We start from the raw sequence: 25,165 nt of genomic DNA on the forward strand, positions 1-25,165 counted from the left end.
AGGATTAACTCAGTTGAAGAGGTATAGTGAAAGTGATATAAAGGGCGAAAGAAATAAAGATAATGAGAAACGACATACAGCATTTGACTCCAAAACAGATAGTTGCTGAATTGGACAAATATATCATTGGGCAACATGATGCCAAGAGGAATGTAGCAATTGCTTTGCGTAACCGAATCCGAAGGATGAATGTGAAGAGCGATATTCAGAAAGATATTGTTCCGAATAACATCTTGATGATAGGTTCTACCGGTGTAGGTAAAACTGAAATTGCAAGAAGGCTGGCCAAGATTGCCAATGCACCATTTACCAAAGTAGAAGCATCCAAGTTTACAGAAGTAGGCTATGTGGGTCGAGATGTGGAGAGCATGGTCCGTGACTTGGTGGAACAATCCGTGCATTTGGTGAGGGAAAACAAAAACGAGGCGGTAAAAGAAAAGGCGGCAGAGTCGGTGGACGAAATAATCCTGGATATATTGATTCCACCGGTGAAATCTGCAGGATTTACCAGACCGGGTGTTTCTATATCTGCTGAATTTAACCCAGAACAGGCCTCAGAGGACGAATTGAATGAAAGAACCAGAGAACGTTTTAGAGAAAAACTTAAAAACGGGGAGCTGGAAGACAGAAAAATAGAGATCAATGTCAAGCAAAGTCCTCCGGTGGGAGTTGGTATGATCGGAGGTGGCATGATCGATGACGCCAGCATGGCTGGTTTGCAGGACATGATCAGTGGCATGATGCCCAAGAAAACAAAGAAACGAAAGGTAAGTATTGCCGAGGCCAGAAAAATACTTATGGAGGAAGAGACCAGTAAGCTGATTGATTTTGACGAGGTAAAAGAAGAAGCGATCCGCTTGGCTGAGAATAATGGGATTATCTTCATTGATGAAATAGATAAAATTGCCTCCAAAAGCGGCAAAGGCGGTGGCGGCCCAGATGTCAGTAGAGAAGGCGTGCAACGGGATCTTTTGCCAATCGTAGAAGGAAGTAGTGTGAATACCAAATACGGGATCATCAATACAGATCACGTATTGTTTATTGCGGCGGGGGCTTTTCATGTAAGCAAACCATCTGACCTGATTCCTGAGTTACAGGGGAGATTCCCAATCAGGGTAGAATTAAGTTCCCTGACAGAAGATGATTTCTACAGAATTTTGAAGGATCCAAAGAATGCCCTGACCAAGCAATATCAGGCTTTGTTTGAGGCTGAGGAGGTGTTTTTGGATTTCAATGATGAAGCGATCAGGGAAATTGCAAAATTGGCTTTCAAGATTAATGAAGAGGTGGAAAATATCGGAGCAAGAAGACTGCACACGGTCATGAGCCACTTGTTGAATGATTTCCTTTTTGAGGTCCCGGATACCATTGAAGCCAATTCCAAGATTATGATTACCAAAGAGATGGTGCAGGAAAGATTGAGTTCATTGGTGAAAAATAGGGATCTGTCGCAGTATATACTGTAGAGTTTAGAAGCGAGCTTGCCTACCTTTAGGTAGGAGATTAAAAACAAAACGCAAAAGGATTAAATCAAGAATGTTTAACTCTGAGAATCGGGCGGTAGAAGCTTTGATATAAAGAAAAAGATCCCTGAGGATGCAATTTGATGCAACCTCAGGGATTTTTTATTTCATAGGAGAAAAGGGAAGGGGTTTCAGGTAAACTGAAGTTATTTTTTCTACAATTGGTCCGGTTTCTTCAGACCTATCTCTGACCATTACCCAAACAGGGTCTTTTCCAAACCTTGCAAAAGATTTCTTAGCAGCTTTTTCACTTTTGTGCGCAAGTAAATAGACCAATTTGGGTTGTGAACCATCTTTTTCTACAGTGTACCAATAGATTACATTGGTCATTCCATGTTTTTGGAATAATTCTCTGGTATAATCCCTGAACCGTGCATTGATGGCCTCAACTCTTCCAGGGTGGAGGTAATATGTCCGTAATTCGAAAACTCTTTTTCCTTCGTTTTTCCATCGAATGATCTCAGGACTTAACTCTGGTGCAATTTCCATAAAAACTTGGTCTACTTTGGCCACCAGTGGGCCATTGGCTTCTGAGGCTTTGGCCGCAGCTTTCCATTCAGGATCATTGGCAAATTTGTTCCATAGCACATCTCGTGATTGCTGATCAGGATAAGCCAAAATAAAAGTTAATGTATTGTTGTTTTCATCTGTTGGAATAAAATAGGCGACGTTTTCAATGCCATTTTTCTCAAATAGTTTCAAGGTATGATCCTGAAAACGCATGATGAGGTCATTCCGCTTGCCTTCGTGAGCTGTATATGTTCTCATTTCATAATACCGGGTGTCCTGTGCTGTGGCAAATTGCCAGATCATCAGGTAAGCAAATAAGGAAAAAAGAAGTTTTTTCATAGATTTTAAGGTTTGGTAATGGATTGCTTTTTTCTCCACCCGACAAATGCAGAAACTGACAAGACAAGAGCAATGATCAGAAGGCCAAATGTTTCCCTGGCTTCCTCAGATTCTTGGGTTTTCATACTTAGGTCTTTATTCTCAAGTTCGAATCCGATCCACTCCCAGACAGAATCTGGAAAGAAATATACAGCTCCGATGATACAAGCAAAAATGCCTATGCTTAGTGGAATAATCGGGTGCTTTCCTCTAAAGGCCAATACAGAAAACAACGCAGCAGCAAGGTAAATGGACACCCATATTTCAGGATCCGGATCATTGATCTGCCAATAAGCAAATAAGAGGAAGGCCAAAAACCAAAAAGCAAAGAAATATTTGGTAAAGGTTTTCATAGGTATTTAGGATAGAGGTATGAAAGTAGGGAATATTCTGAGTTTTGGCAAGCTGAGGAATATTTAAGTGAATGGGTTCAAGTTTAGATTTAAGATTTCCCTTAATTATTTTTAAATTTAGGAGAGAATTGAAACAAAACCGACTGATTGAACATGATGGAAGAAACACCGGAAATCATCACCCTGCCTGCTGTAAAAGTTGATGAAGAGTTGATTACAAAAGCCAAAGAGGCCTTTCAGGTCGAAAGACAGGTCATTGTTCATGTGACCATGAGAACATCCTTTACGTGGTGGCAGGTCCGTATTTGGCCCAGTACTTTTCTTGTTCCTCATGGAAGTGGGCCGGAGTCCAAACTCTTAAATGCTGAGAATATTCCGTTATATCCTCAATGGTTGCATGTTTTCGGAAGCACGCACCGATTTACGCTGATTTTTGAGGGGCTTCCGGAAGAATGTGAAGTTTTTGATCTGATAGAGAGGATTCCGCAACAAGGAGGATTTGAACATTTTGGTATTAGAAGAAACCGTTCAGATGTATATCATGTGGAGTTAGATTAATCCGCATTACTTCTCCGTTAATTAATAGCAATGAATTTTCTGTGGTTTTTTAAAGCTTAAAAACTTCCTTTAATTTCTTAACTCCTTAATGTTCAAAATTCCCCGAAATCCACTTTCCGACTTCTCATTTTTTCTGGCCTCTTAACTAAAGGTAGGCAAGCTCGCTTCTCGCCTCATGTTTCTACCTCAACACCACCCTCAGACTCTTTGCCCCATGGGCACCTATCACCAAGGATTGTTCAATGTCTGCTGTCTTGGAAGGACCGGCAATAAAAAGTCCAAAACCTGAATGCTGCTCTCCTATCTTTTGATAAGCTTCGTGCATATTGGAAACCAGTGATTTTTCATCCAAAACAATCACCAAATGCTCGGTGATAAAGGGTAAAGCCCGTAAGCCCATGTTTTCATCCGTCAACCAAATGGCTCCGTTTTCCGCAACTCCAAATTGACCTTGGATGATGGCAACTTCCAGCTCATTCAATACATGGGCATCCCTTAAAAAGGGCTGGGTGGAAAGGTTTTCCATTCCGGAGACCAGACTGATGATTTTTTCAAAGCGGTTTGTTTCCAAAAATTCTTTTAAACCGGACTCGGTAATCACTTCACCTTTATTGCTCTCAATAGATTGGATAAAACGGGAAGGTATATTTTCTGTGAAATGGAAATCAGGAATTTCAGGAAGCAGGCTATCCTCCCTTGGTATGGCTTTGATTTTGGCCAAAATGTTTTCTCTGCTGCTCATGACCTGTTCTTTTTATACCAATCTTTGAAAGTTTCTTTCGGTGTTTCGGGCAGGTCCCGCTGCTTGCCCCAGGTATTCAGACCTGAATAAATAATGCTGTCAGGTAGGATTTTCAAGGCGCCCCGCATCATGGCACCTGTCACTTTATAAGCGAAGGGGACTGCAAAAATCCCATTGGCAATTTTCATGGAAATGCTTTTCGCATTGGTCCCTTGGGCTTTGGTGATTTCCTGTCTCCATTCGTAGAGTTGCTTATGGATATTGATTTTTACCGGACAGACATCCGAACAAGATCCACACAGGGTGGAGGCAAAGGGTAGTGAACTGTGTTTCTTTAAATCAATGCCTGGAGATAGAATGGAGCCTATAGGACCTGGGACCACAGAGCCATAACTGTAACCGCCACTTCTTCTATAAATGGGACAGGTATTCATGCAGGCGCCACAACGGATGCATTTCAAAGAGTTTTTGAATTTCTCTCTGGCCAATTGGTCTGTGCGTCCATTGTCCACCAAGACAATATGGATTTCCTTTCTAGGAGATGGGGATCGGAAGTGTGAATTGTAATTGGTAATGGGTTGACCGGTAGCAGAGCGTGCCAGCAATCTAAGGAATACCCCCAGATCCTTCCTTCTGGGAATGATTTTTTCGATACCCATACAGGCGATGTGTACATCGGCCAAATGCACGCCCATATCGGCATTGCCCTCATTCGTGCAGACCACAAATTCCCCTGTTTCGGCTACACCAAAATTCACTCCTGTGATGGCAACTTTGGCGCCCAAAAACTTTTCCCTCAAATGCAATCTGGCTGCATGGGTGAGGTAAGCCGGATCTTCATTCCCTTTTTCGGTATGCAGTTTTTCATGGAAAAGCTCAGAGATATCCCTTTTCTTCAAGTGAATCGCAGGCAGCACGATATGGCTGGGCGGCTGATTTAAGAACTGCACAATCCGCTCTCCCAAATCCGTATCCACCACTTCCACTCCGTTATTTTCCAAATAAGGGTTGAGATGACATTCCTCTGTGAGGATAGATTTACTTTTGACAATGGCTTTGCAATGATGCCTTTGGATGATACCGAGCACAATTTGATTGTGCTCTTCTGCATCCTTGGCCCAATGCACCAGTATGCCATTGGCTCTAGCCCTTTCTTCAAATTGGATAAGGTATTGGTCCAAATTGGCCAGCACATTGTCTTTGATCTGGGAAGCCAATTCTCTCAATTCTTCCCACTCAGGAATGCTCTTGCTGATGGTGTCCCGCTTGTCCCGGACAAACCAAAGCGTTTCATCATGCCATTTGGCTTTGGCAGCGTCCTGTAAAAATTCCGATGCTTTTGATGGATGGCTCATGAAATGGCATGGTTTAGGATTTCTGCTATATGCATAAATTTCAAGGGCTGCTTATTCCTCATGGCAATGCCCTCCAGGTGCATGATACAGGACATATCTCCTCCAGTGAGGATTTCCACACCGTGCGTCAAATGGTCCTGCAAGCGGTCTTTGCCCATTTGAACAGAAAGGGCCTCTTCCGTAACAGCGAAAGTTCCCCCAAATCCGCAGCATTCATCTGTCCTGGACAATTCCACCCATTCCAGACCCTCTATTTGATCCAATAGTTGCTTAGCTTTGCTGAAAAAGGGTTCGTTTCGCTCTGAACTAGAGCCCAGCCTCAAACCCCTTTGCCCATGGCAGGAAGCATGATAACCCACTTTATAGGGGAAGGAACCTTTGAGGGTTTCAATTTTCAAAACATCAGTTAGAAATTCAGTCAGTTCAAATATTTTATTGTGAAGCGCATCTTGCTCTTTCTCCAATCCGGGGATGGCCGGTGCATGGTCTTTGATGTGTAGCACACAACTCCCGGAGGGGGCGACGATGTAGTCATAATCCCTGAAAGTTTCCACAAAGTGCCTGGTAGTACCAACAGTATCCCTCTCATATCCTGCATTGGCCATGGGCTGTCCACAGCAGGTCTGTCCAATGGGATAACTGACCTGGCAACCCAGCTTCTCCAACAGTTCCAAAGTGGCAATGGCCACGTTGGGGTAGAACTGATCGACGTAACAGGGGATGAATAAACCAATCTTCTTATTTAAAGGCATTTTATGGATTCGATATTTATGGATATTAAGATACTGATAGATATTGGCTTGTACATCGATAGCTGAAATATCAATAAATATCAATCAATATCACTTAGCAGTTTGATGAAGCAAATGATCACAGGATTCAATTTTCAATTTCTAAAAATAATGAAGGAAAAATATCCTGTGGTATCGGGTTTTTAAGGGTTGGGGTAATTTATGCAAAAAGATGGTTGATTTTTTAATAGTGCTATGGGATCCTTAAATTCAAAGGGAATAATGTAATTGATAACACTTTTTCAAATGAAAAAATGCAACAGAATACAATTCTATGAAGGAAAATAAACGTAAATGAATCTGATGATAGGGGTTAATGTCCCTAATAGATCTCTCTATTCAATCTTCTTTTGAAATTCACTAGAATTTTCTTGAATCAAAACTACAGAAGGTGCACAGGAAGAAGCCAATCCGGTGATTGGTTTGGTAAAGTTGAAGTAAGTGCGATCAAGCCCCCAAAAACCCTTCAAAGTTTTGTCTGCTGATAACTGCTGTTTGGTGCTCAGGATAGCTTTGGAGAAAAGATGCAGGAAACCTGACTTTTTGATCTTTCCATTTGAATTCATAGGCATGTAGCAAGCCATCAGTTTCTTCTAGGTAATCTATTCAGCTTTGTCATGCGTTCTCCAAATCGAAAAATTAGGCCTAAAATTTAGAATATAATCGAAAAAATAGGCCTAAAATTTCGATTTGGACTCAAATTAATTAGTCGGGTTTTTGATCCATGCCTTAATCAATGCTGGTTAATTTCTGCGTTTCCTTTTTTTAAGAAAATTGGACTAATTGCCTATATTTCAAACTAACATTTCTGTATTTCGTTTTTTGTGATTAAATTAAACTTCTCTTAGTTTAAAAAATCTCAATTGGTCCAATGATTCAGAGGTAAAAGAATCAACTTGAATAAACTTTGTGCCTTTGTGGCAGTCTAAATCTAATTTATTATGGTCAGTGTTTATATAGGAGTATTTTTTATTGCGATAGGTATTTTGGTGAAGAAATTCCCCAACCTAATGGCCGGATACAATCAACTGTCCCAAAAAGAAAAGGAAAACGCCATTGCCAATGGTTTGCCCACTTTCGGATGTGCAGTTTTTGTAGTGATGGGATTGGTCTCTATATCAGGGTATTTTCTGGGGATATGGTTGGATCAACCTGGAATAGGCGACGGGCTGGGCTTATTGGTAACCTTGTTAGGGGTGGTAGTGTTGATTGTTTTTGGCAATAGGTTTACCGGAGAACGGGTAAGGTAAGATTGTCTTGGCTTTTAGTTAACATTAATACAACGCATAATGGGGAGCATATTTGAAAAACCAAGAATATTGATGTTCAATCTTCCTTAATGAGTTCTACCAATCAATCCCAGTATTACTGTGATGGAACTAAACTGAATTTCGATGGTCCTGAAGTATATCAGGATTTTTTGGCGAACCGGGTTGAGGTGAAAATTCTTTATGGCATCGATTTGTGGGGGAAATAGGCCTGAAGGATTGAATTTTTACCCGATAGGAATACTTTCTATTGAATGCCAAACACTATTAATCGCAAGTTTTATATAAAATCAGCGATCATAATCGCAGAATTTGAATTATTTCTGTGATTATATATTACTGTAGCAATTGGCGATTGGATTCAAGCCTGCCCAAAGATGTTATTACTTCTTATAATCCCCAAGCCTAAAATAACTATTCGTGCCTTTCAGGCCCGGTATCCATCCTCGTTCCATACATGAAATGAGCTACACCCATTTCTAGGGTATAATGGCCTTTCAGACCGAGGGACCGCTTCTCGACATTTGAAATTTCGAGTACAGATCACAGGAATTTTTAATTCATTCTTTTAACGAAGAAAACTAGAATTGGAAATCCTATTTATCTGAGTCCGATATCGAACCGCAGGAAAAGCAAGCTTTATTTTCTATCCAGTTAAAATTGCACCCAAAATTTTTTTCAAAAACTATGAAAAAAGTTTTTAACTCCGGAAAATCAACTAATGCTTATCAATTAGTTTGATTTTAAGGGGGGGGGTAACCTAAGTATTTAGAATATTATTTGGTTATTGGGTATTGATAAAGGTATAAAATTAGATAAAATCCTTTAATTAATTAAATAAAATATTGCAATTATTAATAATAATATTAGTTTTAATGTACCAGAAGGCTTTTGATTAGGATAGCGTCAGGAAAAATTTTAAAAACTGAACGATCATGAAAAATAAGTTCATCATTGCAGGAATAAGTCTAATGTTCATTCTGCTAGCTGTTCAGTCAAAAGCCCAGGAGCAGGAAACGGTTCCGGTTCCCCGTTGGGAAGTGGGGGTAGATTTCCTTTCACTGGTTGGAAAAAACCAATATCCCATGTTTTCAGTCTTTGGCCTTAAGGAAGTCGGTGAAAGAGGTTGGGCATTTAGAGGCAGGATAGGGGGTAATTTCAATTCAAGATCGAATCCCTTTCAAGTTCCGTTTACAGATTTTTATCTAATTCATGATGTCACTAGGGAAATAGATTTGTTCCTTCTTTTGGGTTTCCAAAAGAGCTTGGTTAGAAACACAAAAAGTGACATGTATTTTGGTTCCGATATCGCATATATGAAAAATAAGATCACTACTGAAAATGTCATATCAGGGCCTGATAATGACATCTATTTTGATGATTTGAAAACTACAACAAAAAGGCTTAGTCTGGCACCATTTATTGGATATTCAAAAACATTTGGCCAAAAAATAACCTTGCGCTATGAGATGGCCTTTATTCTTGGAAGAGAGATTTTTGAAGAAAACGGGAAAGGTTACCTAATTAATGATTCCTTTGGCAACCAACAGATGGCAAGAGATAATTTCGGAACACCTTCCTATACTAGTTTCAATAAAGTTAGGTTTGATTTTTTATCCCTTAACCCCTTTTACCAATTGTTGCTTACTTATAAATTGTAACCTTAAATTTTCACAATATGCTTAAGTTTTTATATTAATCCATTGTTCTTTTAATTTTATGTACTGTTCCTTTACTAGGACAAACCATTTCACCCAACACTAATAGACAATTTTGGGGAGGAGAAACTGTTCAATTTAGTAGGGGTCCTGTTGACTCAGGTTGTCAAGTTACTTGGACTGTGGTAAACGGAATATTTACATTCGACCAAAGTACGGAAATCATTCCTGATGGAACTACCGCAAATGTTAGATGGAACAATGTCTCAACACAAGTAGGATAAATAATTTTTCGAAGAAGAAATTGTGTTAATCCACTAAGGAATGGTTCAGTTACGTACAATTTCACAATACTTTTGCTTAAGGATCAAAATATGGGGGATATTTCACAAAGTGCCCCTGTCCAAAATTGTAATGACTCTTCCCCTGTTACTTTCTCTATTCCCGAAGGTTTCATAACATATTCAAATAACACAAAGAGAGCTTCGGGGTATGAATGGACTATCCCTACAGGTTGGGTTGGGCCAAGTGGTCAGACAGGAACTTTTTTTATTAATAATCCTGATGCCTTTGCTGTCAACCTTATACCTTCTACCTGCTCTTCGGGTACTGAAATTGTAAAATTAAGGGCTTTCACGGATACAGAGGGAAAAGGAGAGCCGCATTATAGTAATCAAAGTTCATTAACTGTCCAAAGAACCCCTAACATTTCTATAAGCACACCACCACCAAGTGGAATAAGGTGTGGGGTTCCATTTACCGCATCAGTACCTGAACTTCTCTGTGCTGATTCTTACGATTGGACAGTTCCACCAGGATGGACAATATCAGGAACGGGTAGGACAAGAACTATCACTCCCCTAGGTACTTCTGGAACGATATCCGTGAACATCCCTGTGGCAGGGGGGTGTACTATTACCACATCCCAAATTATAACAGCTCCCTTTAATTATGTCATTAACGGCCCTTCCCTGATCTGCTCAACAGGTGTGTTTTCTGTGGGGACTTTACCAACTGGTTCCACCATTTCTTGGTCATCTTCGAATCCATCCGGGCTGAGCATAAACAGTTCCACCGGTTCGGCCACACGCGTAAACGGTTACAATGGACCAATCACAGTTACAGTAAATATCAGTAATCAGTGTGGAACAGGATCATTCACCCGTAATGTTTGGGTCGGCACTCCTCATATTACCAATATGAGGGTTAACAACCAGTCTGTTTTTCCAAGTCAGAATATATCCTTATGTCCGGGCAATCATTTTCTCCAGGTAACCCCTACAGGAGGAAATGCAGGGACAGCCACCTGGACAGTACCTTCCGGTGTTCCCCATTGGATAGGTAACAATACCATGGACTTTACATTTCCGTCAAGTATGTCATCTATTGTTATTTCTACCAGGGCTTCCAATTCCTGTGGGCAAGGTGCTAACTACAATTTCTTTCTGACCCGACAAACATGGAACTGCCCAAGCTCTTTTGCTGTGGTCGCTTACCCTAATCCTACCAGTGATATCCTAAACATAGAAATGATGCCTGTCACAGCAGATATTTCTAAGGAGGATGCACCACCTATTGAGTCAGCCACTCTGCTAAATTCAGAAGGTAGGGAAATGGCCAAAGGTTACAGGGAAGGATCAAAAATTGTTTTCGATGTCAGGCACCTGAAAAAGGGGAACTACTTTGTCCATGTCACAGTGGACGGTGAACTGATAAGGGAGCAGATACTGATTGAGTAAAACAAATTTGTGTTTATAAAATGGGGGAGCTTTTGAGGTTTCCCCAATTTTTTATTGACAAAATATACTTGGTAAATCAACTCCTACTTCTCGAAATTGAAAATTTCAAGAACAGATCACAGGAGTTTTTAACTCATTCTTTTACCGAAGAAAACTAGAATTGGAAATCCTATTTTTCTGCGTTCGGTAACGAACAGCAGGAAAAGCAAGCTTTATTTTCTATCCAGTTAAAATTGCACCCAAAATTTTTTTCAAAAACTATAAAAAAAATTATTAATTCTGGGAAACCAACTAATACCCGTTGATTAGTTTGATTTCAGGCGGGGGGTAACCTAAAAAATTAGAATATTGTTTAGTTTTTCCGCATTGGAAAAGTACAATTAGAACCTTTAGAAGGTTATTTGTTTATTTGGATTTTTGGAAATAAAATAATAGTTAATTAGTTTTTATTAAGTTTTTATCCGGGTATTGGCTTGAAAGGGAGTGTATTCCTGCCCTGCATTTTGCGAAAGGGGAGAATAATTGACTTAAACTATGAAAAATTTAAGTATGATTATTTTAGGGTTTATTGCCCTTATTGTTTTTGCAGCTACTCCAGTCAAAAAAGCAAATGCTCTAGCATCCATACCAGCAGACGGTTACTATTTAGATCTAGAATGGTGTTATTGTGGTGAACTTGTGATTAAATGCAGGCTTACCGGAATTAGTGCCGGTGATGTTTCAAGTCAAATTCCTTGTGTATTGGCTTGCGGGGATTGATTATAGTTTTTAGGTGTAAGGATACTTTCAAGTTCCTTACACCATTATATCATTTAATCTAGAGAAGGAATGAATTTGTACTTAAAAATAATTATCATTTTTGTTTTTTTAGCCAGCTCTTTTGGGTGCAATAAAAAAACCTCTTTTGAAAATTTAAATACGATAAATATTGGGGCCTCTTCAATAACAAACTTGTCAGAAATAATTGAAGAAATAGAGTATGTATTAATAGAGAAGCCTAATGTTCCAATAAACCAAATTGATAAATTTTTCATATTAAATGACGGCTATTTGATAGCAGATACTTATGGTAATTCAGTCGTTTTGAAATTTGATATGTTAGGTAATTTCATAAACCAAATTGGAAATTATGGTGAGGGTCCTGAGGAGTATTTACAGATTGCTGATGTAGATTTGTTTAATGATTATGTTATTTTTTTATCAGCTGACAAGCTTTTAACATATTCTATAGATGGTAAATATCTGCATTCAGAAATGCTGGATTTCAGACCTTATAGGTTCCTTCATTCTGATTCCAGCCATTATTTGTTCTTTATACCAGAATCTATGGCCATCGAATTAAAAAACAAACAAAATGATGGTGTGCTTTTCAGTTATAATAAAGGTTCAAAAGAAAGTGAGAATCTCATTAAGTCGATTTTTCCTAAAACATTCAATTTTATGGGAGAAAAAAACAATCTTTTTAAAAACGATAAGGAAATACTCTTTTCAACAAGTTTCTGTGACACCATTTACGCTATCGAAAATGGGAATATTGCTGAAAAATATGCCTTAAACTTTGGTAAATCCCAGATTAATCTTTCGACTTTATATGGGTTAGATATTCATCAAATGGTATCAAAGATTAACTCCTCAGCGTTTGATGAATCAGCAATTCATATTCCCCATTTATTTCAAAATAAAAACTTCTTAATAACTGCGTTCAGGAAAAATAAGAAGTTTGATTTCTTGATTTACGATAAAAAAACAGACAGACCCTATCTAACTTCAAAACTTAAAAATGATTTGGATCAAGGTCCTGATATCGGAATAATTAAAGGGATTGACGATGACTATTTATATGCTTTTAGAGAGCCTGAAGAATTTGATGAAAATCAATTTTCGAAACTTATATCAGCTGATTTAGCAAATCCAGATAGAAAGGAGGTTTTTTGGGTTTTAAGTAAGTATAAATTAAAAAAATGATAGGAGTTTATTATTCCCAATCGAAGAAATTGCTGTCATTCAAACTCTTTAACTCTACTCTAGGTCTATTTTTCTGCTGACCAATTTTGGGGCAGGAGGCAGACCTGTAGCTTTTAAGATTTCATCTTCATTGAGGTTTTCTTTCTCCAATAAAGCCTGTGCAAGGGTGTCTAAAGCTTTTCTATTTTCTTTAAGCAGTTTTTTAGCTTCCTCATGACACTCTTGAATAATCCGTACCACTTCTGCATCTATTCTTTTGGCGGTATCCTCACTGTATGCTTGTTGGCCTGCACTTACCCCAAGATATTCATTTCTTGGTCCTGACAATTGTACGAGTCCTAATTCTTTGCTCATTCCCCATCGGGTAACCATGGCCCTGGCAATTTCCGTTGCCTGCTGAATGTCATTTTCTGCACCCGTGGTTTTGGTGCCAAATACTACCTCTTCTGCAGACCTTCCTCCCAGGATGCCTATGATTCTGGCACGAAGGTATTCCTCTTCATAATTGTATTTGTCCTTATCCGGACGCTGATAGGTTACCCCTAAAGCCTGGCCACGGGGCACGATCGATACCCTGTTTACCGGATCTGCTCCGGGCACCAAAAGCCCAAGTATGGCATGTCCGCTTTCATGATAGGCGATACGTTCTTTGTCTTCCTGGGTAAGTAAAATGGGTCTTTCCGGTCCTAGAACAATTTTCTCCAAAGCAGCCATAAAATGCTTTGAGGTGACATTAGAAGCGTTTTCTTTGGCTGCCTGTAGTGCGGCTTCATTGACCAGGTTTTTGAGGTCTGCACCGGTAAAGCCTGGGGTAGCAGCAGCAATTTCCTCATAGCTGAAATCCTCTGAAAGGGGCACTTTTTTGGTATGGACTTTAAGTATGGCTATCCGTCCTGTTTTATCAGGAGGATTGACGACTACCCTACGGTCAAACCTGCCAGCCCTTAACAATGCTTTGTCCAAGATATCAGGTTGGTTGGTAGCAGCAAGGACGATGATTCCCTCTTTGCTAGAGAAACCATCCATTTCGGTCAGAATCTGGTTGAGGGTTTGTTCCTGTTCGCTTGCTCCACCCATGATATATTGTCCTCTTGACCTTCCAATAGAATCCAGTTCATCGATAAAGATGATGGCAGGGGCATGCTCCCTTGCTACGCGGAAGAGGTCTCTTACCCGTGCTGCGCCAACACCCACAATCATTTCCACAAATTCAGATCCGCTCATGGAAAAGAAAGGTACTCCGGATTCTCCCGCTACAGCCCTTGCCAGGAGGGTTTTTCCTGTTCCAGGAGGGCCTACTAAAAGAACCCCTTTTGGTGCAGCACCACCCAGTTTGGTGTATTTTTCGAGATTCTTCAAAAAATCAACGATTTCCACCAGTTCATTTTCCGCCTCATCAATCCCCGCCACATCATCGAAATTGACCTTTTGATCGGTATCCTGATCGAAGCGTTTGGCTTTGCTCTGTCCCATGCCCATCATACCTCCAATTCCTCCCTGTCCTTGGGCCCTTCGGAAGAGCCAGACATAAAAGAGAATTATTAAGAGTGCCGGACCAAAATAGGCCAACAAAGACAAGATTGAAAAGCTGTCTTCAACAATTGGGTCAGCCACAATTTCAACTCCTTTTTCTTCCAACAGCATCTCTAATCCCTGATCTGCAAAAGAAGGGATAGTGGTGGTAAACAGGCTTACTTCTTCACTTTTTGGTTTAGCTTCTTTTTTGTTGGGATACTGATGGGTATAGGTAATTTCAGTTTCGAATTTTCCAGAAATAAGCTCGCCTTTCGTGTAGATGGCTTTGATATTTCCCAATGAAACCTGTTCTTTGAATAAGCTATAAGGAATGTTGGTGGCAGATTCTTTGTCAGGGAAAAAAAAGTTGACCAAGAGATAATTACCAATCAAAATCGCCAAAAAGATCAGCAGGATTCGGGATGAAGGCAGTTTATTATCACTGCTTTTATCTCCTTGTTTATGCCTTGTTTGACTTGATTGAGCTGGATTGGCTTTTTTCATGAAAATAATCTTGTTGATATAGTTCTGAATGCAAGAAAGGGAAGATCAACTTCCCTTTTCTATGTAGTGAAGGTGTTCCGTGGTTAGTTTTTTCTTTCAAAAACTCCCATTATCCACATCTTTGATGAATTTGATCAAGCCTTCAAAAAACACCTTTTGATCATCATATTGACTCAAATGGCTGCCGTCCGGGCAGAAAAGATAGCGGCCCCGTTGTACTTCTGAAGCCATCCACTCCATATGAGCCGGATCCATGGTATCATGTCCTGCTCCGATGACAAGTGTTGGAACTGAGATGTTTTTGAGGTCAGCTCTTCTGTCCCAGCCTTTTAAAGTAGCCCCTGTTGTAATACCAAATTCTGAATGCCCTTGCATGTAGACATAGACATTGGGATTCACATGCTTCAGGGAGCGCATGACTGCTTCAGGCCATTCTTCCAATGGCATTCTCAAAACATGGTACTGGTAATGGTGCTCTAGTAGTAACTCTTCATACCTTGGGTTTTCAAAATCGTTGTTTTTTTCTATTTCCATCACTTCTTCAAATACCTCTGCAGGCATCTGAGGACCGAGTACTTCTTTGGCGTATTTTTCATATTCATCCAAGCTTGACATCATATTGGAAATCACCAGACCTTTGAGTTTGTCCTGATGCTTTAAAGCATACTCCATGGCCAGCATACCGCCCCAGGATTGACCAAAAAGGTAAAAATTGTCTTTGTTGAGTCCTAAAGCTTCCCGCACCTGATCCACTTCATCCACGAAGCGGTCAATGGTCCAAAGAGACTGATCTTCGGGCTGATCAGAGTAATAAGAACCTAGCTGATCATAGTAAATGTATTCGATTCCTTCTGATGGGAAATAGCCATCAAAGCAGGAATACAGTTCATGGGTCATCCCTGGTCCACCGTGGAGAAGCAAAACCTTCATTGTAGGATTGTTGCCCACCCTTTTGGTCCATACCTTGAATTCTCCTTTAGGGGTTTTGATAGGGATCATGCGAATACCTCCTTCAAATTGGTCGTCACGGTTTGAAAAATCCAAATAGGATGAGCTGCCTTGATTTTGGGATTGATTTTCTCCATTCGGAGAAGTGCATGAAAAAGACATCAGAAAGAATAAAGCATAAAGCAGGTAGTGATTTTTCATAAAGATTGGTGGTTTGTGCTATGAGCATCAAATTAAGGAAAGTTTTGATGGTAAACAAGATGTAGGTATGATAGGTCTTTAAGAACAAAATTGGGATGATTGTCATATTTCAATAGATTTTACGATATTCATTCTGGATTTCTAGAATTTCTTATTCATTATGACTATTAAAACAACCTTTCTTCTAATCCTCAGTTTGTTGAGTACTTCTTTTGCCTTTGCCCAACAATCCAAACCGATCAGAATTGAAGTCAATCCAGATAGAATTGAAAGACGAATTTTTGAATTGGCTGAATTTGGAAAAAATGATAAAGGTGAAAATTACCGGGTAGCTTACAGTGATGGGGACATAGCAGGAAGGGCATATTTTATGGACTTGATGAAAAAGGCAGGGCTTGAAGTATATATAGATGCTGCGGGGAATATTATCGGAAAAAGGGAGGGGCTTGATGCTACTTTAAAACCCATAGCTGTTGGATCCCATATCGATATGGTACTAAACGGAGGTAATTATGATGGAGCCTATGGTTCGATTACAGCCCTTGAGATGATAGAAGTCTTGAATGAGAACAATATTATCACAAGACATCCATTGGAAGTTTTGATTTTTCAGAATGAAGAGGGCGGTTTGGTAGGGAGTAGGGCCATGACGGGCAACCTGAAAAAGGAGGCTTTGGGGCAGTTGAGCGCCAGTGGGCTAAGTATCAGAGAGGGGATTCAGAAAATAGGAGGATCTCCAGACCGTTTACATGAAGCAGTAAGAAAACCGGGTGACCTGTCTGCTTTTTTGGAAATTCATATTGAACAGAGCAAAGTATTGGAATCCAGGGGGATAGACTTGGCGATTGTCGAGGGGATAGTAGGCATTGAGGATTGGGATATTATTGTAGAGGGCATGGCCAATCACGCAGGCAGCACACCTATGAATGATAGGAAGGATGCCTTGATTGCAGCTTCCAAATTGGTTTTAGCAGTCAATGAGGTGGTCAATAGCTATGATGGATTTCAGGTAGGATCAGTGGGCAAAATGAAAGTGGAGCCTGGAGCCCCTAACGTCATTCCTGGCAGAGTGGAAATGAGTTTACAGATGCGGGACCTTTCTACAGATAAAATCATGCTCATGTTTGCTGATATAGAACAAATGGCCAAGAAGATTGAGGTAGAAACAGGCACAAGTATCACTTTTATCCATTCAAATCTGTCCAATGCTCCAAGTATGGCAAGTAAAGAAATTCAGGAAAAAATGATACAGGCTGCAGAGTCGATGGGGATTTCCTACATGAAAATGCAAAGTGGAGCAGGGCACGATGTACAGGAAATGTCAGCCTTGGCTCCCATTGGATTGGTTTTTATTCCCAGCAAAGGTGGCATTAGCCACAATCCTCAAGAGTTTTCTTCCAAAGAAGACATGGCCAAAGGGGCCAATGTGATGCTGAGGACGGTATTGATGTTGGATCAGGAAAAGCCTGTCAATAGATTTAAATAAACTTAATATAGAGAATTAAAGGAGTTGGGTTCTTGTACCACTAAGAAAACTATGAAGACCATAATTTTATTTTTCCTCACCTTGTCAGCCTTTAGCTTGTCAGCACAGACTTCATTGCAATTTGAAGAGCCTGTCAAACAACGGGTCTTTGTGCTCACCGATATTACCAATGAGCCCGATGATCAACAATCATTGGTCCGCTTTCTGGTTTATGCCAATGAATATGACATTGAAGGAATGGTAGCGACCACATCCACCCACCTTAGAAATCAAACCCGAAAAGATAAGATTGAAGAGCTTGTACGTAACTATGGTCAAGTAAAATCTAAACTTGACATACATGCTGAAGATTATCCTTCTATGGAATACCTGTTGAGCGTTACCTCTGAACATTTGCCGCTTTACAGTATGGAAGGAGTAGGGGAAGGAAAAGATTCTCCTGGGTCAGAATTGCTGATCAAAGCAGTGGATAAGGCTGATGACAGGCCCCTCTGGATTTCTGTTTGGGGCGGGGCCAACTGTCTTGCACAGGCTTTATGGAAAATTAAAAACACCAGATCAGAAGGGGACGTCAGGAAATTTGTAGAAAAAATCAGAGTCTATGCCATTTCTGACCAAGATTTTGCAGGACCTTGGGTCAGACATAATTTCCCCGGTATTTTTTATATTGTGGATGCCAGTACCGGTGACAACTGGAGGGAATATTACAAGGCTACCTGGACTGGGATATCGGGAGATAGGTGGTATAAAAACGGCCCTTTTTACCATTTTGAATTGGTGGATAACCCATGGTTGATGGAAAATATCAGGGACAATCATGGTTCTTTGGGAGCCAACTATTTACCGGCTGATTATATTATGGAAGGAGATACCCCTTCATTCATTGGTTTGATTCAAAATGGGCTTGGCTGGTACAAAAGTCCAGCTTGGGGCGGTTGGGCTGGCAGATATGAACATTACAAATCTCACGGTGAGGTTGATAATATATGGACTTCCTCCGTACAAACCCAAGATGAAGTCAGATTACCGGATGGAAGGATGGATGCTTCCAATCAGGCTACTATCTGGCGTTGGAGAAAAGCTTATCAGCATGATTTTGCAGCAAGAATGGACTGGAACATTGCAGGCACTTCTAGAGAAGCCAACCACAATCCCGTCATCATGCTGAATGGAAATGAGGGGAAAGCTTTAGCCACCGGAAAAGTAAAAGCAGGGGATTATGTCCTGCTTTCTGCTAAAGGAACATTTGACCCAGACGGGGATCAATTGAGGTACAAATGGTGGGTCTATAAAGAAGCAGGTAATTTTAATGGAAATCTTGAATTCCATAATCCTTTCGGAGAGGAACTCGTCTTCCAAATGCCCTCATTGGGTTCAGGACAGGAATTGCACATTATTTTGGAGGTAGAGGACAGTGGGGCTCCCAGTCTATATAGTTATAGAAGGGTCATCTTGAGTCATCCATAATTACTTTTGAATAAAATGTCTGAGAAAAATTCACATAATTCCGACCGATTGGTTTCTTTGGATGCATACCGAGGTTTGACCATGTTTCTTTTAGTTGCGGAAGCCGCATGGGTCTATCAGACTTTTCTAGATGCATTTCCTTCCGGAAGTTTTGCTCATGTTTTATTTACTCAATTTACACATCATCCATGGAATGGATTACGGTTTTGGGACCTGATCCAACCCTTTTTCATGTTTATAGTCGGCGTTGCCATGCCTTTCTCACTTAACAAAAGACTGACGTTAGAAGGGAATAGGTCCAAGGTGACCCGGCACATACTGAGACGTTGTTTGCTACTTTTTCTTTTCGGTACTGGATTACATTGTGTATATAACCAGAAATTGGTTTTTGAATTGTGGAATGTACTCACCCAACTCTCATTCACGATTTTACTGACATACTTTTTGATGGGGCATTCTATCAAGTTTCAGCTTGGGGTTTCCTTTGGTTTATTGATTCTTACTGAATTGCTTTACAGGGTTTATGATCCAGTATCTCCATTTGTCTTGGGTGAAAATTTTGGTTCCTTTGTCGATTTATTCTTGATGGGAAAAATCAATAGTGGAGGATGGGTAGCCATTAATTGTATTCCTACAGCAGCCCATACCATTTGGGGAGCATCATGTGGGAATCTGCTGCTTTCTCAGAGGAAGGATTTTGAAAAAATTAAAATAATGTTGATGGCTGGAATTGTAGGTTTGCTCCTTGGCTATGGACTCGATCTTTTAGGGATTACGCCTATCGTAAAGAGAATTAGCACCAGTTCCTTTGTATTAGCATCGGGAGGTTGGGCATTACTTACATTGGCGTTTTTCTATTGGCTGGTAGATGTCAAAAAGAGGCAATCTTGGGCTTGGACCTTTGTGATAGTGGGAATGAACCCTATTTTCATCTATTTATTTGCAGAAATATTAGGTCATCGATGGTTATATGGTTTTTTAGGGATCTTTAGTGTGGGATTTCTTGAACCTTTGGGGGTTTCAGAGACTCTTCTGGCAATATTGACTGCATTATTGACCTTGGGAGCTATGTGGTATTTGTGCTATTTTCTCTATAAGAAAAAGATTTTTTTCAAGATTTGAGAGATAGTCGGGAAATACTGGAATAGAATTATTTATAGGTTTTGATCTTCCAACCCTTCTATGTTTTTGATTACTGTAGCTTTTGAATTACTTCCCGATCACTTTGATCAATTCCCCTTTGTTTAAGGTGTCTGTGAGCAAGAGTCCATTTAAAATTGCCAATTCATTAAATCTTGCCTGTGGCATTTTGAAATATTCAAATGCTGCCTGTACCGTCATTTGTTGAGGAACAGTTTTGATGGTGATGATATCAGCGGATCTGTTGAGTTTGTCAGCATCTTTCAGTTCCTGAAAACCTCTGATTGAGGTCAGGAAAGTATTTTGGTATCCTTGAAATTTTGATAATTCCGCAACACCCATCAATTGGTAAATATATTCACCGTATTGGATAAAAGATGCTACAACACGAACGCTACCGTTTTCCTGGTTTTGGTCAGCGATGAGGGTAATTGCAGGGATGTTATTGATAGCATTATTGGATTGTTCTTTCGGTTCCAGTTTGTACTGTTCTACAAATGCTTTGGCAGCATCATCCAAGGTTTTTTGTTGATTTAGGGTTAGGATCAAAATTGCATCACCTTCTTTGGAAGCGGATTGAACTTGTTGTGGGGTGTTTTGAAAGCTCCAGTCTTTTGGTAATGGATAACTGAATTTTAATACAGGATGGTAGAAAATTCCGTTTTCTACATAACCCTGTTTAGGGTCTTCCCCAAGTACCATCCCTTCTATTCTTCTCAGATAGGATTCACGGTTGATAACCGCATCAGATAGATTCAATTTTTCCTTCCATTGTACTGCAAGTTGGCCTACGCTACTTTCTCTTTCTTCAGGTGAGGGGTGCGTAGATAAGAAATCGGGTACTGAAGCAGAGCCGGAACCTGCCTGTTGCCTCTTCAGTGTTTCAAAAAAGCCCGCCATCTCGGACGCATCATAGCCTATTTTGGTGGAGTATTCTACCCCGAGTTTATCTGATTGTCTTTCCGCGTCTCTTCCGAAACTCAGCAAAGCCAGCTGCATTCCTTGAGAAAGGGGTTCTATAAACTGTCCAAGTTCCGGAACCAGGATGACGCCTGCGATGATACCGATTTGACCTAAAATCATATTTCGCTGTTGTATCACGGAATGTCGGGCAGTGATGTGACCGATCTCATGACCCAGAACTCCGGCAAACTCAGCTTCATTATTGAAATGCGCCATAATTCCCCTTGTAAAGTAAACATAGCCTCCTGGAAGGGCAAAAGCATTGATGACAGGAGAATCTACAATTTTGAATTCGTAAGCCAAATTGGGGCGATGGGATATTGCGGCCATTTCAAGGCCTTTTTCTGTGATGAATTGCTGTAATTCAGGGTCTTCGTAAAGGCCGAAATATGCCACGATCTCTGGGTCGGCTTCTTTTCCCATGGCGATTTCCTGTGCCTCGGACATCAATACTACCTGTTTCTTTCCGGTCACCGGGTTGACTGCGCAAGAGCACAATAAGGTAAAGCTGAATAGAAGTCCAATTAGTGGTAATTTAGGTCCTGGTTTCATAGCGGACTGTTTTGAATTAAGGAAAATAAACATTCACAATTGATCACTTATAATTTAAGAAAAATTACCTTGTCTTTTTATGATTTTCGGGATTATTTATGGAAAGCAGACCATACATCTTGGTGTTTCGGAATAAAGTGTCTGTATTTTGGTCTGAATGGGTTATGTTGGACAGAAATCCTATATTTAACAATGAAACTATCCAAAACTTTATCCTTTAGCAAGAAAATTTGATATGTATAGATTTATAGCTGGTTTCTTTGTAGCGGCGCTTGTTTTTATAGGTGTATGGCTAGTGTTAGATAAAAAAGAGTCCAAAGATAAGATAAATGAAAGTACAGCACTTATTCAGCAGCAGATCGAGCAGGTGGGTAAACTCATTGTCACTGAAGGGTACTTTTCCCAAGTCTTCACGTTTAAAAATTCCCAAAACCTTTTTCTTAGCCTGTTTACTTCAGACAAAAAGGCCTTGGTAGTGGCCAATGCCAAAGTCACGGTGGAATATGACCTCCGGCAATTGCAGACGGAACTTGATGTGGAGAATAAAACAGTGGTGCTGACGAGGATCCCGGAACCAGTGGTTAATATTTATCCGGATATTGAGTATTATGATGTGACACAGGATTATTTCAACAAATTTGGAGCTGCGGATTACAATAAAATCAAAAATACTGTAAATGCACGTATTAGGGAAAAAGTCAATCAATCCAGTTTAATGGATAATAGCAGGGAGAGATTGTTGGCTGAACTTGCCAACCTTTTTGTTTTGACCAAGTCCCTTGGTTGGACTTTGCAATACAATGAAGTGGTGATTGATAGTGAGGATCAATTGAAGAATCTAAAGAGATAAAATGAAATTAACTATTGATTCAAAATTTTGGTTTGTTTTTGCTCTAGGATTCTTTGTGGCAGCATTGACCCATTGGAATTTGCCTTATGAAGAACTGGATTTAATGGGAAATGGGGTGGCTTACAGGTGGATAGCTTACAGTGGGGTAATTAGCCTTATTGCCCATTTAAGATATCAGGTCCTGAGTGGCAGGGTGGCATTTTGGACTGCAATAGGATTTATAGCTGCCGTTTTTCTGAGGATAATTTATGATCTGTTCAGAGATTCATCTACCCATAATTTATGGCCCTTTGAAATCCTTTTGGCTTTTGTCTTGACTTTTTTACCGGCATTCATTGTGGGTTGGGTCTTCAAATATTTAAAAGGCTTGCCTAAATCCTGAAAACAAGACTCGGTCTAGAGTTGATATTGCCTTATGGTGACACACTACTTAACTTATGTCTATATTTGACCACAAAAAATCCTCCATTATTGGTCCGAAAGTTTGTTGAGCCAGAATTTATCTTTTTCATCCAATTGATGAAGGTAGGCCTGGGTTTGTTGATAGCCCATTTCCCTGATTCCTTTCCATTTGCGGTCATCCATAAATCCCACACCTTTTAAATTGAGTTCAAAATACAAAGATACCTTGGATTTGGTCACTTCCTGTTTTTGCCGGCTATTGAGCATCAGAGAATTGATAATGATAGAGGATAGGCCAGGGATTTTGAATTTCTTTTTACCGGAAAATTTACTCCAGAATAGTTGCCATGCACTTGGTGATTCTTGGTAATTGACCTTGTGGGATGTTAGGGTGGTCAGGGAAATGGCGATAATCTTTCCAACGGGGAACTGGTACATAGGCTCAATTGGCAGGTTGTCGACCACCCCGCCATCTACATGGAGCTGTTGATCGATGACTACAGGAGGAAAAACCCCTGGAATGGCAATACTTGCCTGAATTTGTTTCCAAAGAATACCATGTTTATGAATTCTTGCTTTGGCATTGGAATAATTTGTCGATACACAATAAGAATTTACCCATAAATCTTCCAAATAGATATCTTTGAACACATCGAGTAAAAACTTTTTGACTTTACTACCTTTTTTCAGAGATAAGATGGGTAAAGTGAAATCCCCTGCTGTTAACCTTCTGTTTGCCCCCATTCCTGCTATTTGATCTATTTTCTCAAAATCAAAGTCCGAATAGCTCATGGTGATGCCATAAATTGCACCGGCACTGGTGCCACCTAAAAAGTCGATTTCAATTCCTTCTTCCAACAAAGCCTTTACAGCTCCTAGATGGGCATTTCCTTTTGCACCTCCGCCACTTAAGACCAATCCTACAGATTGGTTGGAAATAATTCTACAGAAGCGTCTGATATCTTTATCATGATGTTGTCTGATGTGGATGTGCAAATCTACATTTCGGTTCTCCAACCAATTTTGGGTGTTTTTAGGCATTGGAGCATTTTCCGGATGCAAGAGGAGAAGGAAAATCCTTTTATTTAAAATACTCTTAGCATATAAATCCAGTTCTCTTTCAATCTTATATAAGTTGGGATTGGCATAAAAGTCAGTTGCAACGACCACCAAATCCGAATAAACAAGACATTGATGAGACCATTCAGGATGCTCATGGTCGCAAACCATGATGTTCAGTCCATCGTGCTGCTCAAGTGAACCGAAAACTTTTTCATAAGATGTTTTTGATTGTGATTCGTAATCAAAAATCTGTATGGGAATCCTTTGTTCAGTGAAGAATGATTCCATTTCATCTGTCCAAGGGCTGAGGTCATTTTCTGGTTGAAGATTGATGATGGCAATATTTTTTGGGGCAGAAGTTTTGTTCTGTTGGAAAATATTCCTCCTCAATCTATTGATGATAAATTTTGTCAGAATATTTGCGAAAAGAGGATTTTTAGATACCAGCTGAGTATAATCCTGCTGGTTAAATTCCAGAACAAAGGATTCTCTTATCGCTATCACAGAAGCCATTCTAGGCTCATTAGTGAAAAGAGCAAACTCTCCCACTGGATCTCCTTCACCGATATCGCCAAGAATTTGAGTTTCTTTACCTTTTTCAGCAATGGCTCTCAATCTTCCTGTAAGGACTATGTATAGTAAATTTTCCTTATCTCCCTGATGGATTAAATAATCACCTGTTTTAAGTTGTTTTTTCTTTCCTGAGTCAAAAATCATTCGGATATCCGGTTCAGACATCTCTGCAAAAAGTTTTTTTAATAAGCGATGAAAATGCAAATTGTATTCAATCATTATTTTGGGTTTATTTTTTTCTTGATCAGCTGTAAAATTTAAATTAACGCTAAAAATTCAAAGTGTTGGAATTTGATTGCCAAAAGGAGATTGATGATGCCAAAACCACCATGATACAATGTCACCTTCTTTAATGGATTAGTCAAATCAATTGAATAATAAGATAAAATATTGATAACTAAAAGAAATGGTTGAAATGATTTTATAGAATTTACCTATTTTAAGCTTTTGTGTTGATTTGATGAGGTTTGTCGAAAGCATTTTAATAATTACTTAAGTTGAGCTTCATGAAGCATTGTCTTGTTGAAGAGCTTAAAATGCCTTAAACTTTAAAAGCCTATTAACCACCATTTTGATTTTTTCCCTTTTTCTCTCGATTCTGATAGTGATAAAAGTTGCGGTCATTGTGATTTGGAAAATTAAATTCAGACTTGTCAGTATTA

23 protein-coding genes are annotated in these 25,165 nt (G+C 39.8%); 13 read left to right on the plus strand and 10 right to left on the minus strand.

Annotated features, from left to right (window positions below; translation table 11 throughout):
- Positions 1 to 62: 62 nt before the first annotated feature.
- Positions 63 to 1,466: an ATP-dependent protease ATPase subunit HslU gene (gene hslU, locus ACFFIP_RS12955; protein WP_382388081.1), complete on the plus strand. Its 1,404-nt coding sequence runs from the start codon at positions 63 to 65 to the stop codon at positions 1,464 to 1,466.
- Between the two features lie 159 nt (positions 1,467 to 1,625).
- Here hslU and ACFFIP_RS12960 read toward each other — a convergent pair whose 3' ends face one another.
- Positions 1,626 to 2,372, minus strand: coding sequence for an NIPSNAP family protein (locus ACFFIP_RS12960; RefSeq protein WP_382388082.1), 747 nt, complete (start codon positions 2,370 to 2,372; stop codon positions 1,626 to 1,628).
- 5 nt (positions 2,373 to 2,377) lie between these two features.
- Positions 2,378 to 2,764, minus strand: a complete 387-nt coding sequence (locus ACFFIP_RS12965; RefSeq protein WP_382388083.1) for a transmembrane 220 family protein — start codon at positions 2,762 to 2,764, stop codon at positions 2,378 to 2,380.
- Between the two features lie 153 nt (positions 2,765 to 2,917).
- Here ACFFIP_RS12965 and ACFFIP_RS12970 point away from each other — a divergent pair, with 153 nt between their 5' ends.
- Positions 2,918 to 3,322, plus strand: a complete 405-nt coding sequence (locus tag ACFFIP_RS12970; protein ID WP_382388084.1) for a hypothetical protein — start codon at positions 2,918 to 2,920, stop codon at positions 3,320 to 3,322.
- A 181-nt stretch (positions 3,323 to 3,503) separates the two neighbouring features.
- Here the strand turns inward: ACFFIP_RS12970 and ACFFIP_RS12975 are convergent, their stop codons facing one another.
- From ACFFIP_RS12975 to ACFFIP_RS12990, 4 genes are all read right to left on the minus strand, one after another.
- Complete coding sequence (locus ACFFIP_RS12975; protein ID WP_382388085.1) at positions 3,504 to 4,064, minus strand: LutC/YkgG family protein; 561 nt, start codon at positions 4,062 to 4,064, stop codon at positions 3,504 to 3,506.
- Positions 4,061 to 5,419 carry a lactate utilization protein B gene (locus ACFFIP_RS12980; protein WP_382388086.1) on the minus strand — a complete coding sequence of 453 codons (1,359 nt, stop codon included), beginning with the start codon at positions 5,417 to 5,419 and terminating at the stop codon, positions 4,061 to 4,063. The genes ACFFIP_RS12975 and ACFFIP_RS12980 overlap by 4 nt, the downstream gene beginning before the upstream one ends.
- Entirely contained in the window at positions 5,416 to 6,171 is a 756-nt protein-coding gene (locus ACFFIP_RS12985) for a (Fe-S)-binding protein (protein WP_382388087.1), read from the minus strand. The genes ACFFIP_RS12980 and ACFFIP_RS12985 overlap by 4 nt, the downstream gene beginning before the upstream one ends.
- A gap of 374 nt (positions 6,172 to 6,545) precedes the next feature.
- Complete coding sequence (locus ACFFIP_RS12990; protein WP_382388088.1) at positions 6,546 to 6,782, minus strand: hypothetical protein; 237 nt, start codon at positions 6,780 to 6,782, stop codon at positions 6,546 to 6,548.
- A gap of 369 nt (positions 6,783 to 7,151) precedes the next feature.
- Here ACFFIP_RS12990 and ACFFIP_RS12995 point away from each other — a divergent pair, with 369 nt between their 5' ends.
- The 6 genes from ACFFIP_RS12995 to ACFFIP_RS13020 all read left to right on the plus strand — a co-directional run bounded on the left by ACFFIP_RS12995 (position 7,152) and on the right by ACFFIP_RS13020 (position 12,840).
- Positions 7,152 to 7,460, plus strand: coding sequence for a DUF3784 domain-containing protein (locus ACFFIP_RS12995; protein ID WP_382388089.1), 309 nt, complete (start codon positions 7,152 to 7,154; stop codon positions 7,458 to 7,460).
- Positions 7,461 to 7,549: 89 nt separating this feature from the next.
- On the plus strand, positions 7,550 to 7,687 hold the full coding sequence (locus ACFFIP_RS13000; protein ID WP_382388090.1) for a hypothetical protein: 138 nt from the start codon (positions 7,550 to 7,552) through the stop codon (positions 7,685 to 7,687).
- 726 nt (positions 7,688 to 8,413) lie between these two features.
- Positions 8,414 to 9,139, plus strand: coding sequence for a hypothetical protein (locus tag ACFFIP_RS13005; protein WP_382388091.1), 726 nt, complete (start codon positions 8,414 to 8,416; stop codon positions 9,137 to 9,139).
- Between the two features lie 371 nt (positions 9,140 to 9,510).
- Positions 9,511 to 10,875, plus strand: a complete 1,365-nt coding sequence (locus tag ACFFIP_RS13010; protein ID WP_382388092.1) for a PKD-like domain-containing protein — start codon at positions 9,511 to 9,513, stop codon at positions 10,873 to 10,875.
- Between the two features lie 534 nt (positions 10,876 to 11,409).
- Positions 11,410 to 11,634: a hypothetical protein gene (locus ACFFIP_RS13015; protein ID WP_382388093.1), complete on the plus strand. Its 225-nt coding sequence runs from the start codon at positions 11,410 to 11,412 to the stop codon at positions 11,632 to 11,634.
- 69 nt (positions 11,635 to 11,703) lie between these two features.
- On the plus strand, positions 11,704 to 12,840 hold the full coding sequence (locus ACFFIP_RS13020) for a DUF4934 domain-containing protein (protein WP_382388094.1): 1,137 nt from the start codon (positions 11,704 to 11,706) through the stop codon (positions 12,838 to 12,840).
- A 54-nt stretch (positions 12,841 to 12,894) separates the two neighbouring features.
- Here ACFFIP_RS13020 and ftsH read toward each other — a convergent pair whose 3' ends face one another.
- Together ftsH and ACFFIP_RS13030 are read right to left on the minus strand one after the other, a co-directional pair.
- Positions 12,895 to 14,859, minus strand: a complete 1,965-nt coding sequence (gene ftsH, locus ACFFIP_RS13025) for an ATP-dependent zinc metalloprotease FtsH (protein WP_382388095.1) — start codon at positions 14,857 to 14,859, stop codon at positions 12,895 to 12,897.
- A 96-nt stretch (positions 14,860 to 14,955) separates the two neighbouring features.
- Positions 14,956 to 15,969: a proline iminopeptidase-family hydrolase gene (locus tag ACFFIP_RS13030; RefSeq protein ID WP_382388112.1), complete on the minus strand. Its 1,014-nt coding sequence runs from the start codon at positions 15,967 to 15,969 to the stop codon at positions 14,956 to 14,958.
- 199 nt (positions 15,970 to 16,168) lie between these two features.
- On the opposite strand from ACFFIP_RS13030, the gene ACFFIP_RS13035 reads away from it, so the two are divergent.
- Genes ACFFIP_RS13035 through ACFFIP_RS13045 form a run of 3 tightly spaced genes read left to right on the plus strand, consistent with a single transcriptional unit; the run spans position 16,169 to position 20,083 of the window.
- The gene (locus ACFFIP_RS13035) at positions 16,169 to 17,494 is read left to right on the plus strand and encodes a Zn-dependent hydrolase (protein WP_382388096.1); all 1,326 of its coding nucleotides are present in this window, start codon (positions 16,169 to 16,171) and stop codon (positions 17,492 to 17,494) included.
- 51 nt (positions 17,495 to 17,545) lie between these two features.
- The gene (locus ACFFIP_RS13040) at positions 17,546 to 18,961 is read left to right on the plus strand and encodes a DUF1593 domain-containing protein (protein WP_382388097.1); all 1,416 of its coding nucleotides are present in this window, start codon (positions 17,546 to 17,548) and stop codon (positions 18,959 to 18,961) included.
- A gap of 15 nt (positions 18,962 to 18,976) precedes the next feature.
- Entirely contained in the window at positions 18,977 to 20,083 is a 1,107-nt protein-coding gene (locus ACFFIP_RS13045; RefSeq protein WP_382388098.1) for an acyltransferase family protein, read from the plus strand.
- An 87-nt stretch (positions 20,084 to 20,170) separates the two neighbouring features.
- Here the strand turns inward: ACFFIP_RS13045 and ACFFIP_RS13050 are convergent, their stop codons facing one another.
- On the minus strand, positions 20,171 to 21,616 hold the full coding sequence (locus ACFFIP_RS13050) for a M48 family metalloprotease (protein WP_382388099.1): 1,446 nt from the start codon (positions 21,614 to 21,616) through the stop codon (positions 20,171 to 20,173).
- Between the two features lie 235 nt (positions 21,617 to 21,851).
- Here ACFFIP_RS13050 and ACFFIP_RS13055 point away from each other — a divergent pair, with 235 nt between their 5' ends.
- Together ACFFIP_RS13055 and ACFFIP_RS13060 are read left to right on the plus strand one after the other, a co-directional pair.
- A complete protein-coding gene (locus ACFFIP_RS13055; protein ID WP_382388100.1) occupies positions 21,852 to 22,466 on the plus strand; it encodes a DUF4230 domain-containing protein in 615 nt (204 codons plus the stop codon).
- A 1-nt stretch (position 22,467) separates the two neighbouring features.
- Positions 22,468 to 22,848: a hypothetical protein gene (locus ACFFIP_RS13060; protein ID WP_382388101.1), complete on the plus strand. Its 381-nt coding sequence runs from the start codon at positions 22,468 to 22,470 to the stop codon at positions 22,846 to 22,848.
- Between the two features lie 86 nt (positions 22,849 to 22,934).
- Here the strand turns inward: ACFFIP_RS13060 and ACFFIP_RS13065 are convergent, their stop codons facing one another.
- On the minus strand, positions 22,935 to 24,722 hold the full coding sequence (locus tag ACFFIP_RS13065; RefSeq protein ID WP_382388102.1) for a patatin-like phospholipase family protein: 1,788 nt from the start codon (positions 24,720 to 24,722) through the stop codon (positions 22,935 to 22,937).
- Positions 24,723 to 25,165: the final 443 nt, after the last annotated feature.

It is taken from the genome of Fontibacter flavus (genome assembly GCF_042432905.1).
Taxonomy (GTDB): Bacteria; Bacteroidota; Bacteroidia; order Cytophagales; family Cyclobacteriaceae; genus Fontibacter; species Fontibacter flavus.

Coding starts and splice junctions, on each gene's coding strand:
- hslU (WP_382388081.1), top strand. CDS start 63: ATGAGAAACGACATACAGCATTTGACTCCAAAACAGATAGTTGCTGAA.
- ACFFIP_RS12960 (WP_382388082.1), bottom strand. CDS start 2,372: ATGAAAAAACTTCTTTTTTCCTTATTTGCTTACCTGATGATCTGGCAA.
- ACFFIP_RS12965 (WP_382388083.1), bottom strand. CDS start 2,764: ATGAAAACCTTTACCAAATATTTCTTTGCTTTTTGGTTTTTGGCCTTC.
- ACFFIP_RS12970 (WP_382388084.1), top strand. CDS start 2,918: ATGATGGAAGAAACACCGGAAATCATCACCCTGCCTGCTGTAAAAGTT.
- ACFFIP_RS12975 (WP_382388085.1), bottom strand. CDS start 4,064: ATGAGCAGCAGAGAAAACATTTTGGCCAAAATCAAAGCCATACCAAGG.
- ACFFIP_RS12980 (WP_382388086.1), bottom strand. CDS start 5,419: ATGAGCCATCCATCAAAAGCATCGGAATTTTTACAGGACGCTGCCAAA.
- ACFFIP_RS12985 (WP_382388087.1), bottom strand. CDS start 6,171: ATGCCTTTAAATAAGAAGATTGGTTTATTCATCCCCTGTTACGTCGAT.
- ACFFIP_RS12990 (WP_382388088.1), bottom strand. CDS start 6,782: ATGCCTATGAATTCAAATGGAAAGATCAAAAAGTCAGGTTTCCTGCAT.
- ACFFIP_RS12995 (WP_382388089.1), top strand. CDS start 7,152: ATGGTCAGTGTTTATATAGGAGTATTTTTTATTGCGATAGGTATTTTG.
- ACFFIP_RS13000 (WP_382388090.1), top strand. CDS start 7,550: ATGAGTTCTACCAATCAATCCCAGTATTACTGTGATGGAACTAAACTG.
- ACFFIP_RS13005 (WP_382388091.1), top strand. CDS start 8,414: ATGAAAAATAAGTTCATCATTGCAGGAATAAGTCTAATGTTCATTCTG.
- ACFFIP_RS13010 (WP_382388092.1), top strand. CDS start 9,511: ATGGGGGATATTTCACAAAGTGCCCCTGTCCAAAATTGTAATGACTCT.
- ACFFIP_RS13015 (WP_382388093.1), top strand. CDS start 11,410: ATGAAAAATTTAAGTATGATTATTTTAGGGTTTATTGCCCTTATTGTT.
- ACFFIP_RS13020 (WP_382388094.1), top strand. CDS start 11,704: ATGAATTTGTACTTAAAAATAATTATCATTTTTGTTTTTTTAGCCAGC.
- ftsH (WP_382388095.1), bottom strand. CDS start 14,859: ATGAAAAAAGCCAATCCAGCTCAATCAAGTCAAACAAGGCATAAACAA.
- ACFFIP_RS13030 (WP_382388112.1), bottom strand. CDS start 15,969: ATGTCTTTTTCATGCACTTCTCCGAATGGAGAAAATCAATCCCAAAAT.
- ACFFIP_RS13035 (WP_382388096.1), top strand. CDS start 16,169: ATGACTATTAAAACAACCTTTCTTCTAATCCTCAGTTTGTTGAGTACT.
- ACFFIP_RS13040 (WP_382388097.1), top strand. CDS start 17,546: ATGAAGACCATAATTTTATTTTTCCTCACCTTGTCAGCCTTTAGCTTG.
- ACFFIP_RS13045 (WP_382388098.1), top strand. CDS start 18,977: ATGTCTGAGAAAAATTCACATAATTCCGACCGATTGGTTTCTTTGGAT.
- ACFFIP_RS13050 (WP_382388099.1), bottom strand. CDS start 21,616: ATGAAACCAGGACCTAAATTACCACTAATTGGACTTCTATTCAGCTTT.
- ACFFIP_RS13055 (WP_382388100.1), top strand. CDS start 21,852: ATGTATAGATTTATAGCTGGTTTCTTTGTAGCGGCGCTTGTTTTTATA.
- ACFFIP_RS13060 (WP_382388101.1), top strand. CDS start 22,468: ATGAAATTAACTATTGATTCAAAATTTTGGTTTGTTTTTGCTCTAGGA.
- ACFFIP_RS13065 (WP_382388102.1), bottom strand. CDS start 24,722: ATGATTGAATACAATTTGCATTTTCATCGCTTATTAAAAAAACTTTTT.